The organism is Nonomuraea fuscirosea (assembly GCF_035917475.1).
Lineage (GTDB): Bacteria > Actinomycetota > Actinomycetes > Streptosporangiales > Streptosporangiaceae > Nonomuraea > Nonomuraea fuscirosea.
Map to the genome: position 1 here is coordinate 6,321,632 of NZ_CP109074.1, position 18,015 is coordinate 6,339,646.

Genomic DNA, 18,015 nt, shown 5'->3' on the forward strand with positions numbered 1-18,015 from the left:
CGAACACCGTAGTGCACAAACCACCGGTCGCGGCGGACCCGTGGAGGTGGCGGCCAGATCACCATTCCATGGCATACGGGACGCCCTTTCCGCGGAAGTGACCCACGTTCACGCACTCGGTGCGCCCGATCCTGGCGCGCGGGTGCAGCGGGTTGTGCACGTGGCCGAACAGGGCATAGCGCGGCTGGGTGCGCCTGATCGCCTCCAGCGTCGCCTCGCTGCCGCGCTCGAACCTCCTCGCGACCACGTCGTAGAGCAGCTCGGGCACCGCGGGCGGGATGTGGCAGCAGAGCACGTCCACCTCGCCGACGGCCTCGACCTTGGCGGCGTACTCCTCGTCGGCGATCTCGTACGGCGTGCGGTAGGGCGTCTTGAGCCCGCCGCCCACGAACCCGAACCGCAGGCCGCCGATCTCCGCCACCTCGCCGTCGAGCACCCGGTGGCCCGGCCTGAGGTAGTCGGCCCACAGGCGCGGGATGTCCACGTTGCCGTAGGTGAGGTAGGCGGGGGTGGGCATGGCGGCGAAGAGGGTGGCGTACTGGGCCCGCACGTTGCGCTCGATGTGCTCGCGCGGATCGCCGTCGAGGGTCGCCCACAGCCGCGCCGACATGGCCCTGGCCTCGTCGAACCGCTTGGCCGTGCGCAGGGCGATGAACCGCTCGGCGTTCTCGGCGCCGAACAGGTCGGCGAAGATGCCCTGCGCGTGGTCGTCGTAGTCGACGAACAGGATCAGGTCGCCGAGGCAGATCAGCGCGTCCGCCCCGTCACCCGCCCTGGCCAGTGCGTCGGCTCTGCCGTGGACGTCGCTGACGACATGGACCTTCATGAGGGGAATCCTAAGAGCCGCTGCTGCTAGCGTGAGAAATGCCCTTCATATCGCCTCAATGACGGAGCTACCGGCGCGTAACTTCAGCCGGTAACGTCCAGGCCATCCCCGAAGAGGAGTTGAGTTCGTGCGCGAGTACAGCGTCCCCGTCCTGGTCGACGTGCCTGCGTCCGCGGGTCTGGCCGACACCGTCTTCCGCCGGGCGGAGCAGGAGCCGGGCGCCGTGGTGATGCGCCGCAAGGCCGGCGACGGCTGGCCCGTCGTCACCGCCGCCGAGTTCCGCGACCAGGTGGCCGCGGTGGCCAAGGGGCTGATCGCGGCGGGCGTCGGCCACGGCGACAGAGTCGCGCTCATGTCGCGGACGCGGTACGAGTGGACGCTGGTCGACTACGCCATCTGGGCCGCCGGCGCGGTGACCGTGCCGATCTACGAGACCTCCTCCGCCGAACAGGTCAGGTGGATCCTGGAGGACAGCGCGGCCAAGGCGGCGTTCGTCGAGCTGGACACCCACGAGGAGGCCGTCAAGGAGGCCGCGCCCGGGCTGAAGTCGCTGTGGCGGGTGGACGGCGAGCTGGAGACCGGCGCCGTCACCGACGCCGACCTCGACGAGCGCAGGCGGCAGGTCGGCTCGTCCGACCTGGCCACGATCGTCTACACCTCCGGCACCACGGGCCGGCCCAAGGGCTGCCGGATCACCCACGACAACCTGCTGTTCACCGCGCTCAACGTGCTGCGGGGGCCGCTGGAGCCGCTGTTCGCGCGCAAGGACCCGGCGGCGCTGCTGTTCCTGCCCCTGGCCCACATCTTCGCCCGCATGATCCAGGTGGTGCTGTTCGAGGCGGGCGCGATCATCGCGCACACGCCCAACATGAAGAACGTCGCCCCCGACCTCCAGGACTTCAAGCCGACGTTCCTGCTGGGCGTGCCGCGCGTGTTCGAGAAGGTCTACAACGGCGCCGAGCAGAAGGCCGTCTCCGGCGGCAAGGGCAAGATCTTCGCCCGCGCGGTGGACGTGGCGGTGGCCTGGAGCAAGGCGGAGAGCTCGGGTGGCGCGCCGCTCGGGCTGCGGATTCGGCGGGCGGTCTTCGACAGGCTGGTCTACTCCAAGCTGCGCGCGGCCACCGGCGGCCGGCTCTCGGCGGCGGTGTCCGGCGGCTCCGCGCTGGGCGATCGGCTCGGCCACTTCTTCAGGGGCGTCGGCATCGAGGTCTTCGAGGGCTATGGCCTGACCGAGACCTCGGCTCCCGTCTCGGTCAACATGCCCGGCGCCAACAAGATCGGCACCGTGGGCAAGCCGCTGCCCGGCGTCACGCTGCGCATCGGCGACGACGGGGAGGTCCTGGCCAAGGGCCGCAACGTCTTCGCCGGCTACTGGGAGAACGACGCCGCCACCGCCGACGTGATCGACTCCGACGGCTGGTTCCACACGGGCGACCTGGGCGAGCTCGACGCCGACGGCTACCTGCGGATCACCGGCCGCAAGAAGGAGATCCTGGTCACGGCGGCGGGCAAGAACGTGGCGCCGGGACCCCTGGAGGACGCGCTGCGCGCCCATCCGCTGATCTCCCAGGCCATGATCGTGGGCGACGGGCGGCCGTTCGTCGCGGCCCTGATCACGCTCGACCCCGAGGCCGTGCCGGCCGGCTCCACCGTGGCGGGGCTGCGCGAGGATCCTGCGACGCAGGCCGAGATCCAGAGTGCGGTGGACCGGGCCAACCTGATGGTGTCCAAGGCCGAGCAGATCAAGAAGTTCGTGATCCTGGACACGGACATCACGGAGGAGAGCGGGCATCTGACGCCGACGCTCAAGGTGAAGCGCAATGTGGTGATGCGGGACTTCTCCGGCGAGATCGACAGGTTGTACGACGGGCGCTAGGTCCTTGGGAAAAATGCAGTGCCCGATTCGCACATATAGACACGGATAAAAAGCGAAATATTCTCACGAATAACCCGCCACAACATGTGTCGATTTTTCCGAATCAGGCCTGTTATACGCCTTCCGAACAGGGGAATCTCCATTCGATTCCCCTCTTCCCGGCGCCGATTCCCGGTGTATCCTCGGGGCAAAGAAAAGCACGGGACCGGAGATACACTGAATCCCCGGTCCCTACCTACAAAGGTAGAGGATTCAATCGTGAGTATCAAGGACGCCACCATCGAGGAACTCGGCGTCGAGTTCGCCACCAAGGTTCACAACGAGTTCGTCCAGACCCGCACCGACCAGATCATGATGGGCGAAGACCTCACCCGCCGCATCAACGGCGTCGCCAACCAGGTCAAGAGCCTGAATGGAACGGTCCAGAAGCTCGACACCAGGGTCGGGCGTCTCGAGAGCAAGGTCGATCAACTCGACGCCAGGGTCGGGAGCCTCGAAACCAAGGTCGACCGCCTCGACGCCAAGGTCGAGTGCCTGGAGGCCAAGGTCGACGCGGGGTTCGACAAGGTCGACGGGCAGATCTCCAGCCTGCAGAAGGGCCAGGTGGACATGATGAACATCCTCATCGCCATCCAGCGCAAGCTCGACATCAACTGACCGTGAGCATGTAGCCGCGAGGTTACGAAGAGGGCGGGCCGCGTACGTGGCCCGCCCTCTTCGCGTCCCTCAGGAAGCATCGACCGGCCGGGAGGTTGAGCGGCGAGGCGGCCGGATCCCAACAGGTTCCGACAGAGCCGGCCAGGCTGCACGACCCAGGTCCGGTACCACCGCTCTCGGGCATTCGTTCTGAAACTGTGCGTTGACAGTCGGAAATGTTCGATTTCTGATGAAAGAAGGTGAGGGAACTCGGGGGAATTTGAAGGGTCCGGCAAGGAGGAACCACCATGGCCCAACGCTCGCCGATCACCCGCCGTCATCTCCTGCTCGGGGCCGCCGCCACGTTCGGCGTGCCCGCCGTACTCGCCGGGTGCGGCTCGGACGCCCCGGCCCCCGCCCCCGGACGGCCGGGCGGCGATCTGGGTACGGTCACGATCGGCTCGAACGCCTCCGACGAGATCCCGAAGAAGAGCCTCGACACTGTGGTCAAGGGCTTCACGCAGGCCACGACCAGGATCAACACGGTCGACCACAACACCTTCCAGGAGAACATCAACCGCTATCTGCGCGGCACGCCGGAAGACGTCTTCACCTGGTTCGCCGGCTACCGCATGCAGTTCTTCGCCGAGCAGGGGCTGGCCACCGACATCTCGGACGTGTGGCAGGAGATCGGCGGCGGCTACACGCAGGCGTTCAAGGACCAGTCGACCGGGGTCGACGGCAAGCAGTACTTCATCCCGTTCACGTACTACCCGTGGGCGGTCTTCTACCGCAAGAGCGTGTGGCGGGAGAAGGGGTACACGCCGCCCGCCACGCTCGACGAGTTCACCGCGCTGGCCAGGAGGATGAAGACCGACGGGCTCATCCCGATCGCGTTCGCCGACAAGGACGGCTGGCCGGCGATGGGCACGTTCGACATCCTCAACATGCGCACGAACGGCTACGACTTCCACGTCTCGCTCATGGCCGGCAAGGAGTCGTGGACGGATCCGCGGGTCAAGCAGGTGTTCGACACCTGGCGGGGGCTGATGGAGTTCCACCAGCCGGCCGCGCTGGGCCGCACCTGGCAGGAGGCCGGGCAGTCGCTGGCGCAGAAGAAGACCGGGATGTACCTGCTCGGGATGTTCGTCGCGCAGCAGATCCCCGAGGCCGACCGCGACGACCTCGACTTCTTCACCTTCCCCGAGATCAACCCGGCGTACGGGACCGACTCGATCGACGCCCCCATCGACGGCTACATGATCTCGGCCAAGGCCAAGAACGTCGAGGGCGCCAAGGCGCTGCTCAAGCACTTCGCCCAGCCCGCCTCGCAGAACATCGCCACCGGGCTGGACCCCGGCACGCTGGCCGCCAGCTCCCAGGCCGACACCTCCGGCTACAGCGCCCTGCAGAAGCGCGGCGCGGAGCTGGTGTCGAAGGCCACCCACATCGCGCAGTTCCTCGACCGCGATACGCGGCCCGACTTCGCCTCCACGGTGATGATCCCGTCGCTGCAGTCGTTCGTCGGCGAGCCGGACGAGATCGACTCCCTGCTGAAGAGCATCGAGCAGCAGAAGGCGAACATCTTCCGCTGATGGCCGTCAAGACCCGTCGCTACTCCGCCCGCGACGTGACCATCCTGGTCATCGGGCTGGGGGTGGCCATCGTCGTCAACGTGGGCCTCATCTGGGGGCCCACGCTGGCCTCCGTCGGGCTCTCCGGCACCGATTGGAACGGCATCGGGCCGATCGAGTGGATCGGCGGCCGCAACTACCACGACCTGGCGGCCGAGTATCCGCCGTTCTGGTCGGCGGTCCGCAACAACGTGCTGTGGCTGGGCTTCCTGGGGCTGGTCGCGACGCCGTTCGGGCTGTTCTGCGCGGTGCTGCTGGATCGGCGGCTGCGGTTGTCGCGGTTCTACCAGAGCGCCCTGTACATGCCGGTGGTGCTGTCGCTGGCCGTGGTCGGCTTCATCGCGCAGCTCGTCTACTCCTCCGACTACGGCGTGCTGAACGCGGTGAGCGGGCTGAGCGTGGACTGGCTGGGCGACAGCTCCATCAACATCTGGGTGGTCATGGTGGCGGCGGCCTGGCGGCACGTCGGCTACGTCATGATCATCTATCTGGCGGGGCTGAAGGCGGTCGATCCGGCGCTGAAGGAGGCGGCGGCGATCGACGGGGCCGATGAGCGGCAGGCGTTCTTCCGGGTGGTGTTCCCGACGCTGCGGCCGGTGAACGTGATCGTGCTGGTCATCACGGTGATCGAGGCGCTGCGGGCGTTCGACGTCGTCTACGCCATCAACAAGGGCAGGAACGGGCTGGAGCTGCTGTCGGTGCTGGTCACGGAGAACATCGTGGGCGAGGCCAGCAGGATCGGGTTCGGCTCGGCGATCGCGGTGATCCTGCTGGTGATCTCGATCGGGTTCATCGTCACGTACCTGTCGCAGCTGTTCAGGGAGGAACGATGACGCTCACCGCCCCCGCCGCCGCTCCCCCCGCCCAGGAGCGGCCCGCCGCGCCGCGGCGCCCGGTCCGGCCGCTGCGGGTCCTGCTGCACGTCTTCCTGGGGCTGGTGGCGCTGGGGTGGCTGCTGCCGCTGGCGCTCGCGGTGTACGCCTCGGTACGGCCGTACGAGGAGACCGCCCGGCTCGGCTACGTGTCGATGCCGGAACATCTCACGCTCGACTACTACGTACAGGCGTGGACACAGGCCGAACTGCCGCGCTACTACCTGAACACGCTGATCATCGTGGTGCCCGGCGTGGTGGTGACGCTCTTCCTCGCCTCGTTCACGGCGTTCGCGATCGCCCGGCTGCGCGTCCCCGGGCGCAAGGTCCTGCTGATCGTGTTCACCGCGGGCAACCTGCTGCCGCCGCAGGTGCTCATCACCCCGCTGTACACGTTCTACACGCTCGTCCCGCTGCCCGAGTGGCTGTCGGACTCGCAGTCGCTCTATGACTCCTACCTGGGGTTGATCCTCATCCACGTGGCCTTCCAGTTCGGCTTCTGCGTGTTCGTGATGGCGAACTTCATGCGCACGATCCCGGAGGAGATCACCGAGGCGGCGCTGGTGGACGGGGCGGGGGTGTGGAAGCGGTACTGGCGGCTGACGCTGCCGCTGTGCCGGCCGGTGCTGGCGGCGCTGTCGACGCTGCAGTTCACCTGGATGTACAACGACTTCCTGTGGGCGCTGGTGCTGATGTCGTCGGGCGACAAGCTGCCCGTCACCTCGGCGCTGAACAACCTGCGCGGCCAGTTCTTCACCGACTACAACCTGCTGGCGGCCGGGTCGATGCTGGTGGCGCTGCCGACGCTGATCGTCTTCCAGTTGCTGCACAAGCAGTTCGTCGCCGGGCTGACGCTGGGCTCGACCAAAGGCTGAGAGCCAGAACTAGAGCAGGGCGTGGAAGCGGGCGGCCACCTGGTCCCACGCCCACTCGCGGGCGATCCAGTCGCGGCCGCCCCGGCCCAGCTTGCGCGCCTTGTCCGGGTCGCTCAGCAGCTCCACGACGGCCTGGGCCACCTCGCCCGGGTCCTCGCCGTCGACCACGAGCCCGGTGTCGCCGGGCCGCACCGCGTCCGGCGCGCCGCCGGACGCGCCCGCCACCACCGGCAGCCCGGTCGCGGACGCCTCCAGGAACACGATCCCGAGCCCTTCCACGTCCACCCCTTTCAGCCGGGTACGGCACGGCATCGCGAACACGTCCGCCACCGCGTAGTAGCCGGGCAGGCTCGCCGCCGGAACCGTGCCGGTGAACCTGATCGACTCCCGCCCGGCCGCCAGGCGCTCCAGCGTCCGCCGGTAGGGGCCGCCGCCCACCAGCAGCAGCACCGCGTCGGGCACCGCGCGCAGCACCTGGGGCCAGGCTCTGATGAGCTGGTCCTGGCCCTTGCGCGGCACCAGGCGCGAGACGCACACGACCACGGGCCGGCCGGCCAGGCCGAGCGCGGCCCGGAATCCCGGCGGGGCCGCGCCGGGGTGGAACTGCTCGACGTCCACGCCGGGCGCGAGGCGGACCAGCTTGGCCTCCGGGATGGCGGCGGTCAGCCGTTCGCGGGTGTAGTCGCCCAGGTAGGTCACCACGTCGGCGTGCGCGCCGATCCTGCGCAGCACCGAGCGGAAGCCCGGCGCGCTCGCCCAGGACGCCTCGTGGCCGTGGGTGAGCATCACCGTCCGCCGCGCGCCGGCGCCGCGCAGGCGGGGGGCGAGCAGCCCGAGCGGGGCCGCGGCCCCGAACACGACGGTCCGCGCTCCGTGCTCGGCCACGAGCCGGGCCGCCGTCCGGGCGACGGCCGGGGTGGGCAGCATCAGCCGCGTCGGGTGCCGGACGACCCGGTACGGCTGGCGCCGGTCGAACTCCGCGCAGCCCGGCCAGGCGGGGGCGTAGACCACCGCGTCCGGCGTGCGCAGCGCAAGCCCGTGCACGAACGACTGGATGCCGCCCGGCCTGGGCGGGAAGTCGTTGGTGACGAAGAGCACGCTGCTCGGCCGGCCGCTCGCGGGGTGGGTCACGGTCGCGGGACGCCGTTCAGCTCGGCCCAGGCGCGGGCCAGCGCGATGCGCTCGGGGGCGGAGGGATGGGAGGCATAGAGCACATATTCCACCGCATCCGGCGACAAGTCGGAAATATTGGTCAATGCGAGGCGTCGCTGCATGGCCACGAACGTGGCCGGGTCCCGGGTGAGGTCGAGCGCGTGCGCGTCGGCCCTGGCCTCGACGTGCCGGCTGATCAGGTTCTGGGCGGGGCCGAGGAGCAGCGAGCCGAGGGTGATCAGGCCCATGAGCGCGCCGGTCGCGCGGGGGTCGGTGATCGAGGTGACGCCGGTGCGCCGCCGTACCGGGCCGAAGATCAGGAACAGCGCGATCACGCCCAGAGCCGGCCCGAGGGCGCCGAGGAGCGTGCCGTGCAGCACGTCGTCGTGCTCGGCGTGGCCGAGCTCGTGCGCCACGACCAGCGCGACCTCCCGCTCGGGAGCCCGCAGCAGCGTGTCGTAGACGACGATGCGCCGGGTGGCGCCGAAGCCCGACACGTACGCGTTGAGCGCCGTCGTCCTGCGCGAGGCGTCGGCCACCAGCACGTCCTCGACCGGCACGCCGTCACGCCGGGCCAGCTCCAGCAGCTCGGTACGGAGCGGGCCCTGCCGCATCGAGGTGAAGTCGTTGAAGATCGGCTCGAACACCACCGGATACACGAACGACGCCGCCACCGTCAGCGCGAAGGCGCCCGCCGCCGCCGGGATCCACCAGCGCCTGACCCTGCGGGCCAGCGCCATCAGGGCCAGCAGCATGACGCAGAGCAGGAACGCCTGCACGCCCATGCTCTTCAGCCGGTCCCCCGCCCAGCCGGACCAGTCCTGGACCGACAGGCCGTAGTCGCGCAGGATCGTCTCGTACCAGACACCCAGCGGCCACCTGATCAGCTCGGTGATCGCGGTGATCAGCAGGACGCCGAGGATCACCCGCAACCACCACGGGCCCCTGAGCCGGCCGGTCACCTTCGCGCCGAACGGGGTGGCGACGAGCAGCCCGGCGACGATCACCGTGAGGGCGAGTGAGAGGTAGGCGGGCAGGCTCGTGGCCGCGTCGAAGGCGCGCGCCTTCGCGATCTGGGCGGCGGTGAAGTCGCGGGACGGGTCCGGCGGGCCGCCGGTCAGCGCCTGCCAGGGCGTGCTGAACGCGGCCACGGCCAGGACGGCGAGGCCGAGCAGCACGAGCGTGATCGCCGCCGGCCGCCTGAGGTCGCTGCCGGGCTCCTGCTCCCCCACAGCCCCCTCCTCCCCTCCCTCCGGCCCGCCACGCCTCTCCCCCGCGGCTGCAGGCCCAGGGGCGAGTTCCGGGGCGGTCACCGCCGTCGTGGCGCCGTCCGGGGCCTCGTCCTGTCCCGGTGAGTCCTCCGCGTCCTGCTGTTCGCTCATCTGCCTGCCCTTCACCCGAGCTGATCCCGCACGTACGCGCGCCACGCTGCCGTCAGTGTGGCGGTCGTGAGTCCGCGTGCGGCGAGCGCCCGGTCGGCTCCGGAGGCCCTGGCCGCACGGTAGAGCCTCACCAGGGTCTCCTCACCGAACCGGCCGGCGAGGAAGCGACACGCCAGCCACGCCTCCTGGTACGCCCGCGCCGGCCGCGCCGGGTCCCGATCGTCCATCGCGAAGTCAGCGGGGCCTGGCAGTGCGTCCGGCAGGCGTCCGGCCCGTACCTCGGCGGCGAGTTCTGCGGCGACGGTCATCACGGGCAGCCCGGCGTCGCGGTAGCCCACGTAGTCGGCGAACCCTTCGTACAGCCAGACGGGGAGGCCGTCCGTGCCCGCCACGACGTGGGTGAGCTCATGGGCGAGCACCACGTCCTTACCCGTGGGGGTGAGGGTGGCGAAGAGCTCGGGAACGATGATCACGCGCCCGCCGTCGGCCAGCGCGGCCAGCCCGTCGGCCCGGGCCACGCGCGCCAGGCGGGCGGCCTCCTGGGCGGATTCCGGCACGATCACCAGCGGGCGCACGGGTCTGCCGAGCACCAGGCCCACTCTGAGCCCGGCCCTGTCGGCCCGAGCCGCCATCTCCTCCAGCCCGCCGCCATCGCTGCCGTCGCGGCCGTCGTCACCACTGCCGTGGCCCACGATCGTGGCGTGCCGTCCGCGGCGGATCACCGTGTCGCGGCCCGGCCAGAGGTCGCGGGCCTCCGGGGGAAGGATCGGGGAGTCGGGGAGCGGCGCGCCGCCGGAGGCGAGGAGCAGCAGGCCGGCCACCACGGCTCGTCGGCTCACCTGCTCGGACACGAAGCCCGATCGTAGCCGGACCCGCACGGGCTTCATCCCGGCCGGGCCGCACCGGCGTTCCGGATGCCGGCGTGCCGTGGGGTGACCCCGGACGGGCGGGGAGCCCGACGGGGTGGCTCCGGACGAGTGGGGAGCCCTGTGGAGTGGCTCCGGGCGGGTGGGGAGCCCAGCGGGGTGGCTCCGTGGGGATGGTCTGGACGTGCGAGAGCCCCGTCCGGGTCCGGGAAAGTCTCCGTGGATCCGGGCGGGGCTTCTTCACATGCCGGGACGGACCGCGCCGACGAATGACGACCTGCGCCAACCGCCCAGCTTGTCGATGCGCACCCGTTCGCCTGTCCGAGGCGAGTGGATCATCTTGCCCTTGCCGACGTACATGCCGACGTGACCGAGCCCGCTGAAGAACATGAGATCACCGGGCTTCAGGTGCCGCCAGGAGATCTTGTTCCTGATGCGGGCGAACTGGCTGCTCGCCACCCGCGGGAGCTTCACCCCGGCTCGTTTCCAGGCGAACTGGACGAGACCGGAGCAGTCAAACGAACCAGGACCTGTGGCTCCGTACCGATACGGGTCACCGATCTGGTTCTTGGCCACGGCGACGGCCTTGCGGGCCTTCGCTTGCTGCCGAGCGACCTTGGCTGCCCTTCGCTGGGCGGCCGTGACCTTCTTCGAGGTCTTAGCGGTGGTTTCCGCTTTCACCGTCGTGACGGTCGATTCGCTCGTCGTCTCCGCCTGAGCCGTTGGGGCATGGAGGATGGCACCTCCGGCCGTCACGGTCATGGTGAGCGCTACGCCACTCAGGGCAAGGCGGGACAGACGGGGGTTCTGCAGGGAGCTGGACAGGATTTCTCCTTGTGTCTTCCACGAACGCCTACCGGGTTAGCTGACGGATTCGGGCCTGGAAGTCGCCCTACGGCGCGATACGCGCGCCGATTCACCCCTGATCCCTGGGGAAACGTGGGATCGCTGGGTCCCCGGCTCCGTGCCTCCTGGCTGCACGGATTCGGCAGGTCGAAGCCCCGATGAACATGGGGATATCGGGGGACGACCGGCGGATCTCTATCTGTCTCACATCGGGAGGGGACCGATGCGGGTTCGCGGCGCCATGGCTTGTGCACCGCGACGACGCCAGAAGCTACGCGCAAAGTTCAAGGATCGGCAAAGCGTGAGCCTGGCTGTAAAGATCAGACAGAGGACCTTGTCAGATTCGAAACCCCTGCTGGAACACCAGGTTCTGTTATGGAAATGTGACCCTGCTCACACTTGCGCGAACACAAGATTGTCAGGTCCCAATTGTCGCTTATGTCACAGATTTCACGCCTAAATCATGCGTTCTCCACCTGGGAGCGCTCCCGAGGCTTGTGACCGCCTTGCGGGAGAGCACGGGAAATATCCGCATATGTACGGCAGGAACCGTAGGCATCGCAGCAGATCAAGAAAGACTTTCACTGCACGAAGCCGTCGTTGAAACGATGATCCATAGTAACGGAAGGCAGAAAAAAGGTCCCGCCGGAAGCCGCGAACGGCGAGACGGCGGGACCGGAAACCAGCGTTACGGGCGGACGGCCCCCACCAGGGTGCTGCCGTACGCCGAGAGCTTGACCACCTTGACGACGTCGCCCGTCTGCGGCGCGTGCACGATCTGCCCGTTGCCCGCGTACATGCTGACGTGCCCCAGCCCCGCGCTGAAGATGAGGTCACCGGGCTGCAGCGACTTGATGTCCACCTTGCGGCTGGCGCCCCACGACCACTGCTGCCACGTCGTCCGGGGCAGCGAGACCCCGGCCGCCCGCCAGGCCGCCTGGGTCAGCCCTGAGCAGTCGTACGCGCCCGGGCCCGTGCCGCCGAACCGGTAGGGCTTGCCCACCTGCGCGAACGCGAACCGCAGGGCCGCCGCCGCGCTGCCCGAGGCGGGGCCGGTGTACTTGAGGCCCACGCTGTTGGGGTTGCCCGGATTGTAGGCGCCCAGCTTCTCCAGCAGTTTCTTCTGATCCTTGATCAGCTTCAGGATCTCCGAGCGTTCTTTCTCGACCGCGTCGCGTTCCTTGTCGGCGTCCTGCAGCGCCTTCTGCGCCTTGCCGCGCTCGACCTTCAGGCCCCGGTTCTCCCGGTCGAAGGCCGCCAACTTCTCGGCCTTCTCCTGCGAGACCTGCCCGGCCAGGGCCAGCCCGGCGAGCATGTCCTGCGGGTCGGGAGAGCCGAAGATACCGGGCCATGAGGTGACGTCGTTGCCGGCCTGGTAACTGGAGACCGCCATGCCGACGACCTCCGCCCGCAGGTCCGCGACCGTCGCGAGCTTGCGCTTGTAGCTCGTGTTCAGCTCGCCGTACGTGGACCTGGCCTTCTTGTAGCGCTCGGTCGCCGTGTTGTAGCGGTCGACGACCTTGTCGGCCTTGTCGTTGAGCTTGTCGAGCTTGGCCTTCGCCTGCGCGAGCGTGGGCTTGGGGTCAGCTGTGGCCGCCCCCATGGGGATCAGCATCAGCCCGAACGCGAGACCCGTGGCCACCGGCACCCGGCCAAACCTCACTGTGTCGCCTCCCAGGGATTATATCTGGGGCGAAATAGTACAGAAGTGGCGGGTGTGGTTCACCAAAACCGCCATTTCGTAACTTAGGCGCGACCGAGCCTGCGCAGCAGCAAACCTGACGGAACGGGTCTGGCGCCCATCCGCCTGACAGACTCGGCGACTTCGCGGTCCGACGACACCACGGCCATGGCCCGGCCCGGCGGTTCGGCGCGGACGAGCTGGCGGATGAGGTCGTCGGCGATCTCCCCCGGCGCGCTGAACAGCACCCGCACCCCGCGAGGGGCCGTCACCTGCACGGGGGCGTTCAGCTCCGCCCCGTCGAACACCACGGTCACCTCGACCCTGGTCTGCGCCACCAGCCCGCCGAGCCCGGTCATGAGCCGGTTGCGCTGGTCGGCCAGGGTGAGGGTGCCGTAGCCGGTTTTGGTGACGTTGTAGCCGTCGATGATCAGGTGCACCTGGGGCAGGGCCAGCAGCTGGTCGAGCAGCTGCGGGTCATCGTCGGCCAGGGCCCGCGCGGGGACGCCGCGCACACCGGGGCGCTCGCCGGTGACCGCGGCGACAGAGTCGGCCGGCCGGCTGATCGTGGTGGGCAGGGCCAGCTCGCGGCGCAGCCCGGCCGAGGCGTCCTGCAGCGCGTCGAGCAGCACCCGTACGCGGGCGTCCTCGATGCTCCTGCCCTCGCGGGCGGCCCGGCGTGAGGCTTCGAGCTGCTTCTCCACGTCGGCCAGCCGCTCGCGCAGCCGGCGCAGCTCGGACTCGCCCGCGCTGCCGGCGGCGGTGGCGGCGTGCCTGGCCTCCTCGGCGGCCTGCTCCATCTCCTCGGCTCGGCGCACCGCGCCCTTCGCGCGCTCGCGGGCGTCGTGCAGCTTGCGGCGCAGGTCGGAGTTCTCCGCGCGGGCCGCCCTGATCTGCTCGCGCAGCCGGTCGGCCTCCTCCTTGGCGGCGCTCTTCTGCGTGGCCAGCTGCTCGCGCAGCCGGGCCACCACCTCCTCGCGCTCCGAGCCCTCGGCCGCGACGGCGGAGCGCTCCAGGTCGGCGCGGGCGGTCTCGATCATCTCCTCCCAGCCGGGCGGCCGGGTGAGATAGGCCGCCGCGGCCACGAGCACGGGATCGGCGGCGGGCGGCACGTTGCCCTCGGCCAGCGAGGCGATCAGCTCGGGCCAGCCGGCGGCCACGGACTCGGCGACCAGCTCACGGAACTTCTTGTCGTTCTCCAGCTGCGCCGCGATGGGCGCGCTGCCCAGCTTGGCCCGTTTGCGGGGATCGAACTTGGCGATGCCGCGCAGGGGCGGAGGCACCGAGGCAGCGGGCATCGTCCCGAGAACCTGAGAGGCCAGATCGACCACGTTGAGCCGCACCTGCTCGGGAAGCGGGCGAGACAGGCCTTCACCCGCTGAACTCATCCCACTTGTCCCTTCGTGACATGCCCTTTCAGACAAGGGTACGGCTGTTGCGTACCTGACCGTAACGACCACCCGTATATGGACAAGCGCTTGCTAGGCGGTATACGACTGTCGAAGGACAGATGTCCATCCGGGAGGCCCGTCGTGACGGAGCAGATGCGCACCTCCACCCGTGACCTGGAAGAACTGCGCCGGCGCGCCACCACGTGGCTGCGCGCCAAGGTCGGTGACGGCGCCACGGTGTCCGAGATGTCCAGGCCGTCGGAGAACGGCATGTCGAGCGAGACCCTGTTCTTCACCGCCACCTGGAACGGGCGCGCCACCCGCTGCGTGGCCAGGCTCGCACCAGCGCCGGAAGCCGTTCCGGTCTTCCCCTCCTACGACCTGGAGGCCCAGTTCACCATCATGCGCCTGGCCAGGGAAAAAGCTGGGATTCCAGCGCCGCGCACGCTCTGGTTCGAGCCGGATCCCGGGCCGCTCGGCACGCCGTTCTTCGTCATGGAGCGGGCCGAGGGCGAGGTGCCGGCGGACGTGATGCCGTACACGTTCGGCGGCTGGTTGTACGACGCCTCCCCCGAGGACCAGCGCCGGCTGCAGGACGGCAGCGTGGCCGTGCTGGCCGCGCTGCACCGGACCGCGTTCACCCCGGCCGAGCTGGCCCCGTTCGGAGCTCCCGGGCTGCGCGCGCACGTCGACGCGCAGCGCGTCTATTACGAATGGGCGCACGGCGCGCACCGCGTTCCCCTGCTGGAGCGGGCCTTCGACCGGCTGGAACAGCTCTGGCCGGACGATCCGGGGCCCGACGTGCTGCTCTGGGGCGACGCCAGGATCGGCAACCTGATGTTCCAGGACTTCACGCCGGTCGCGGTGTTCGACTGGGAGATGGCCGCGGTGGGGCCGTGCGAGCTGGACCTGTCCTGGATGATCTTCTTACACCGCTTCTTCCAGGACCTCACCACCGGCGGCGGCCTGCCCGGCATGCCCGGCTTCATGCGCGCGGAGGACGTCTGCCGCACCTACCGCGACCTGACCGGGTACGAGCCGCGCCACCTGCACTTCTACGAGTTGTACGCCGCCCTGCGGCACGGCGTCATCATGGCCAGGATCTGGCAGCGCAGGATCCGCTTCGGCGAGCAGACCATGCCGGACGACCCCGACGACATGGTGCTGCACCGGGCCACCATCGAGGAACTGCTGGCCGGCTACGAGCCCGCGTCGTAGACGAGCAGCGCCACCTGGACCCGGTTGTTGAGCTCCAGCTTGGTCAGGATCCGGGAGACATGTGCCTTGACCGTGGGCACGCTCATGTACAGCTCGCGCCCGATCTCGGCGTTGGACCTGCCCTGCCCGACGGCCATGGCGACCTCGCGCTCCCGCTCGCTCAGCCGGTCGAGCAGCTTCCTCGACCGGTGGGTGCGCTCGCCCGCGCCGCCGTCGGAGACGTGGGTGATGAGCTGCCGGGTCACCGCCGGCGACAGGATCGGCTCGCCCGAGGCCACCTTCCTGATCGCCTGGACCAGGTCGCCGGGCGCGATGTCCTTGAGCAGGAACCCGGCCGCCCCCGCGCGCAGCGCCCGCAGCACCTGGGCGTCGGCGTGGAACGTGGTCAGCACCACCACCTCGGGCGGCGCGGGCCTGCGGCGCAGCGTCTCGGTGGCGGTGAGCCCGTCGATGCCCGGCATGCGGATGTCCATCAGCACGACGTCGGGCCGGTGCTCGGCCACCAGGGGCGGCACCTCGGAGCCGTCGCCGGCCTCCGCGACGATCTCGATGTCGGCCACGCCGCCGAGGATCATCGACAGCCCGGCGCGCACCATCGCGTCGTCGTCCACGATCAGCACCCTGACGGGCGGCGCGCCTGTGTGCTCCGCGGCGGGCGTGCTCATGTGTCGTCCTCCCGAGTCGTCTCCACCGGCCACGGCAGCCAGGCGCGTACCACGAACTCCCCCTGCGGCGTCGCGCCGTGCTCAAGCCGGCCGCCCGCGAGCTCGGCCCGCTCCGTCAGCCCGATCAGCCCGGCCCCCGCGCCGGGGATGCGCCCGGGAATGCGCGCCGACTGCCGCGCCCACAGGGGGTTGCTCACCTCCACGGACAGCTCCTTGCCGCGCTCGCCCGCCACGACGACGCGCACCGGCACCGCGCCCGCGTGCTTGCGCGCGTTGGTGAGCGCCTCCTGGACGATGCGGTAGAGGTTACGGCCCAGCCCTTCCGGCGCGCCCGCGACCCGCAAGTCGAGCTGGACGTCCATGCCCGCATGACGGCACTCCTCGACCAGCGCCGGCAGGTCGGCGAGCGTGGGCTGCGGCCGGTCGGGCACCACGTCGTCGCCGTCGGGCGCGGAGTGGCGCAGCACGCCGATCACCTCGCGCAGATCCTGCAGCGCCAGGTGGGCGTTGGTCCTGATCGCCCCGGCCGCCCTGGCGATCTCGGCCGCGGGCGCGTCGGGCCGGAACTCCAGCGCCCCCGCGTGCAGGCTGAGCATCGAGATGCGGTGGGCCAGCACGTCGTGCATCTCCCTGGCGATGCGCTCGCGTTCGAGCCGTTTGGCCTCCTCGGCGGCGCCGTCGGCGCGCTGCCTGAGCGACCAGACGAGCTGACGCCTGGCCCTGACCACGATGCCCCACGCGAAGACGGTCAGCACGACCGCGACGCCGAGCGCCGCCGCCCACCCCCTCTCCATGTCGGTCTGCGGGCGCAGGACGACGTACGGGGCCAAAGTGAGCAGGTTGAGCAGGGTGACCGGCCCCGACACCTTGAACGGCCGGTGCACCGCCACCGTGAACAGCGCGACCACCGCGGCGCCGCCGACCAGCTCCAGATAGGACGAGAGCACGGCGAGCACCACCGCTAGCCCGACCGGCCACCTGCGCCGCAGCCACACCGACACGCACGAGAGCGCCCCCGTCACCTGCTCGACCGCCATCAGCGGCACCGGCTGGTTCTGCGCGTCGAGCTCCACCATCGACAGGAACGTCAGGCCGCAGGCGAACAGGAACATGGCGGTGTCGACGATCCAGTCGCGGGTCGAGCGCCGCACCCGCCGGCCCGCGCCGCCGTCGCCGAGCAGCACCGACGGCAGCGCCCACCGGTATTCGTGGGCGCGGAGGCCGTCTTCCCGCGGTCGCGTCACGTTCACCGAGGTTACGGCCTGTCCGGGCGCGGCGACAGCGACCAAAGTCGGTGTCCGCGCAGACCTACGGCGGACGCGGAGGCGGTTCCGGCGCGATGAGACTTGCGGCATGCAAGCGGCATTGACGGCATTCGGCTGGCTGCTGCTCCTCCAAGGGGCGGGCGGCCTGATCAACTCGCTGCTGGGCTGGTGGCGGTGGGCGCACGACCTGCTCGTGGTCAACCTCCTTCCCGTGCTGCGGGGATACGAGGTGTTCGCCTCCATCGTGCTCGGCGTGCTCGGCTTCGCGCTGCTCGCCGTCAGCGCGTCCGCGAAGCGGGCGGAGGAGGGAAGATGAGCGCGACCACGTTGCGGCCGCCGCGGCACCGGGCCGATCCCCGGGCGGTGGCCTGGTGGACCGTGCAGTGGCTGATCCTCATGGTGCCGGTGACGGGGGCGGCGGTGGCGGCGTACTGGTTCCTGACGGAGCGGCCGGTCTGGCTGGGCGCCGTCGTCGCGGTGTTCGCGGCCGGGTGCCTGGTCCTGGCCGTGGTGGCGCCGCGGGCGGCGTACCGGGTGGAGCGGTGGGAGGTCACCGACCAGGCGGTCTACACGCGCAAGGGCTGGCTGACGCACACCTGGCGGGTGGCGCCGATGTCGCGGATCCAGCGGGTGGACACCGCGAGGGGGCCACTGCAGCGCCTGTTCGGGCTGGCGGACGTCACGGTGACGACGGCGTCGTCGGCGGGAGCCGTCAAGATCGAGGCGCTGGACCACGAGGTGGCGGCCGACCTGGCCGAACGCCTGACCGCGATCACGCACGCCACCCAGGGGGACGCGACGTGACCACCCACTCTCAGGCCCCTGGAGGC

17 protein-coding genes and 1 riboswitch are annotated in these 18,015 nt (G+C 70.1%); of the genes, 8 read left to right on the forward strand and 9 right to left on the reverse strand.

The annotated features are described in order from the left end of the window. Positions 1–58: 58 nt before the first annotated feature. On the reverse strand, positions 59–826 hold the full coding sequence (locus OIE67_RS28850; RefSeq protein ID WP_326626288.1) for a metallophosphoesterase family protein: 768 nt from the start codon (positions 824–826) through the stop codon (positions 59–61). Between the two features lie 127 nt (positions 827–953). Here OIE67_RS28850 and OIE67_RS28855 point away from each other — a divergent pair, with 127 nt between their 5' ends. The 5 genes from OIE67_RS28855 to OIE67_RS28875 all read left to right on the forward strand — a co-directional run bounded on the left by OIE67_RS28855 (position 954) and on the right by OIE67_RS28875 (position 6,719). Next, the gene (locus OIE67_RS28855; RefSeq protein WP_326626290.1) at positions 954–2,702 is read left to right on the forward strand and encodes an AMP-dependent synthetase/ligase; all 1,749 of its coding nucleotides are present in this window, start codon (positions 954–956) and stop codon (positions 2,700–2,702) included. A 258-nt stretch (positions 2,703–2,960) separates the two neighbouring features. Further along, positions 2,961–3,359 carry a coiled-coil domain-containing protein gene (locus OIE67_RS28860; protein ID WP_326626292.1) on the forward strand — a complete coding sequence of 133 codons (399 nt, stop codon included), beginning with the start codon at positions 2,961–2,963 and terminating at the stop codon, positions 3,357–3,359. 287 nt (positions 3,360–3,646) lie between these two features. Next, a complete protein-coding gene (locus OIE67_RS28865) occupies positions 3,647–4,933 on the forward strand; it encodes an ABC transporter substrate-binding protein (RefSeq protein WP_326626294.1) in 1,287 nt (428 codons plus the stop codon). After that, the gene (locus OIE67_RS28870; RefSeq protein ID WP_326626295.1) at positions 4,933–5,805 is read left to right on the forward strand and encodes a carbohydrate ABC transporter permease; all 873 of its coding nucleotides are present in this window, start codon (positions 4,933–4,935) and stop codon (positions 5,803–5,805) included. Before OIE67_RS28865 ends, OIE67_RS28870 begins: the two co-directional genes overlap by 1 nt. Continuing rightward, the gene (locus OIE67_RS28875) at positions 5,802–6,719 is read left to right on the forward strand and encodes a carbohydrate ABC transporter permease (protein ID WP_106244423.1); all 918 of its coding nucleotides are present in this window, start codon (positions 5,802–5,804) and stop codon (positions 6,717–6,719) included. Before OIE67_RS28870 ends, OIE67_RS28875 begins: the two co-directional genes overlap by 4 nt. 9 nt (positions 6,720–6,728) lie before the next feature. On the opposite strand, the gene OIE67_RS28880 is transcribed toward OIE67_RS28875, so the two are convergent. From OIE67_RS28880 to OIE67_RS28905, 6 genes are all read right to left on the reverse strand, one after another. Beyond that, positions 6,729–7,850 (reverse strand): glycosyltransferase family 4 protein, encoded by a 1,122-nt coding sequence (locus OIE67_RS28880; RefSeq protein WP_326626297.1) that lies wholly within the window; start codon positions 7,848–7,850, stop codon positions 6,729–6,731. Next, positions 7,847–9,103, reverse strand: coding sequence for a M48 family metallopeptidase (locus OIE67_RS28885; protein WP_326626299.1), 1,257 nt, complete (start codon positions 9,101–9,103; stop codon positions 7,847–7,849). The genes OIE67_RS28880 and OIE67_RS28885 overlap by 4 nt, the downstream gene beginning before the upstream one ends. 161 nt (positions 9,104–9,264) lie before the next feature. Beyond that, entirely contained in the window at positions 9,265–10,104 is an 840-nt protein-coding gene (locus OIE67_RS28890) for a gluzincin family metallopeptidase (RefSeq protein WP_326626301.1), read from the reverse strand. A gap of 255 nt (positions 10,105–10,359) precedes the next feature. Next, positions 10,360–10,881 carry a C40 family peptidase gene (locus OIE67_RS28895; protein WP_326626303.1) on the reverse strand — a complete coding sequence of 174 codons (522 nt, stop codon included), beginning with the start codon at positions 10,879–10,881 and terminating at the stop codon, positions 10,360–10,362. Between the two features lie 73 nt (positions 10,882–10,954). Further along, a riboswitch (cyclic di-AMP (ydaO/yuaA leader) is annotated at positions 10,955–11,120 on the reverse strand. Positions 11,121–11,653: 533 nt separating this feature from the next. Continuing rightward, positions 11,654–12,628, reverse strand: coding sequence for a C40 family peptidase (locus OIE67_RS28900; RefSeq protein ID WP_245956041.1), 975 nt, complete (start codon positions 12,626–12,628; stop codon positions 11,654–11,656). Positions 12,629–12,711: 83 nt separating this feature from the next. Next, positions 12,712–14,034 carry an NYN domain-containing protein gene (locus OIE67_RS28905; protein WP_326626306.1) on the reverse strand — a complete coding sequence of 441 codons (1,323 nt, stop codon included), beginning with the start codon at positions 14,032–14,034 and terminating at the stop codon, positions 12,712–12,714. 144 nt (positions 14,035–14,178) lie between these two features. Here OIE67_RS28905 and OIE67_RS28910 point away from each other — a divergent pair, with 144 nt between their 5' ends. Further along, on the forward strand, positions 14,179–15,255 hold the full coding sequence (locus OIE67_RS28910; protein WP_326626308.1) for a phosphotransferase family protein: 1,077 nt from the start codon (positions 14,179–14,181) through the stop codon (positions 15,253–15,255). Here the strand turns inward: OIE67_RS28910 and OIE67_RS28915 are convergent. Together OIE67_RS28915 and OIE67_RS28920 are read right to left on the reverse strand one after the other, a co-directional pair. Further along, a complete protein-coding gene (locus tag OIE67_RS28915; protein WP_326626310.1) occupies positions 15,237–15,920 on the reverse strand; it encodes a response regulator transcription factor in 684 nt (227 codons plus the stop codon). The two genes, OIE67_RS28910 and OIE67_RS28915, sit on opposite strands and share 19 nt — an antisense overlap. Beyond that, complete coding sequence (locus OIE67_RS28920) at positions 15,917–17,164, reverse strand: sensor histidine kinase (protein ID WP_326626312.1); 1,248 nt, start codon at positions 17,162–17,164, stop codon at positions 15,917–15,919. The genes OIE67_RS28915 and OIE67_RS28920 overlap by 4 nt, the downstream gene beginning before the upstream one ends. 109 nt (positions 17,165–17,273) lie before the next feature. On the opposite strand from OIE67_RS28920, the gene OIE67_RS28925 reads away from it, so the two are divergent. Both OIE67_RS28925 and OIE67_RS28930 read left to right on the forward strand, forming a co-directional pair. After that, positions 17,274–17,501, forward strand: coding sequence for a hypothetical protein (locus OIE67_RS28925; RefSeq protein ID WP_326626314.1), 228 nt, complete (start codon positions 17,274–17,276; stop codon positions 17,499–17,501). Next, a complete protein-coding gene (locus OIE67_RS28930) occupies positions 17,498–17,989 on the forward strand; it encodes a PH domain-containing protein (RefSeq protein WP_326626316.1) in 492 nt (163 codons plus the stop codon). The genes OIE67_RS28925 and OIE67_RS28930 overlap by 4 nt, the downstream gene beginning before the upstream one ends. The last annotated feature ends 26 nt before the right edge of the window (positions 17,990–18,015 follow it).

Excerpts from the sequence above, each read along its gene's own strand:
- OIE67_RS28850 (WP_326626288.1), bottom strand. The coding sequence starts at position 826 with ATGAAGGTCCATGTCGTCAGCGACGTCCACGGCAGAGCCGACGCACTG.
- OIE67_RS28865 (WP_326626294.1), top strand. The coding sequence starts at position 3,647 with ATGGCCCAACGCTCGCCGATCACCCGCCGTCATCTCCTGCTCGGGGCC.
- OIE67_RS28870 (WP_326626295.1), top strand. The coding sequence starts at position 4,933 with ATGGCCGTCAAGACCCGTCGCTACTCCGCCCGCGACGTGACCATCCTG.
- OIE67_RS28875 (WP_106244423.1), top strand. The coding sequence starts at position 5,802 with ATGACGCTCACCGCCCCCGCCGCCGCTCCCCCCGCCCAGGAGCGGCCC.
- OIE67_RS28895 (WP_326626303.1), bottom strand. The coding sequence starts at position 10,881 with ATGACCGTGACGGCCGGAGGTGCCATCCTCCATGCCCCAACGGCTCAG.
- OIE67_RS28905 (WP_326626306.1), bottom strand. The coding sequence starts at position 14,034 with ATGAGTTCAGCGGGTGAAGGCCTGTCTCGCCCGCTTCCCGAGCAGGTG.
- OIE67_RS28915 (WP_326626310.1), bottom strand. The coding sequence starts at position 15,920 with ATGAGCACGCCCGCCGCGGAGCACACAGGCGCGCCGCCCGTCAGGGTG.
- OIE67_RS28925 (WP_326626314.1), top strand. The coding sequence starts at position 17,274 with ATGCAAGCGGCATTGACGGCATTCGGCTGGCTGCTGCTCCTCCAAGGG.
- OIE67_RS28930 (WP_326626316.1), top strand. The coding sequence starts at position 17,498 with ATGAGCGCGACCACGTTGCGGCCGCCGCGGCACCGGGCCGATCCCCGG.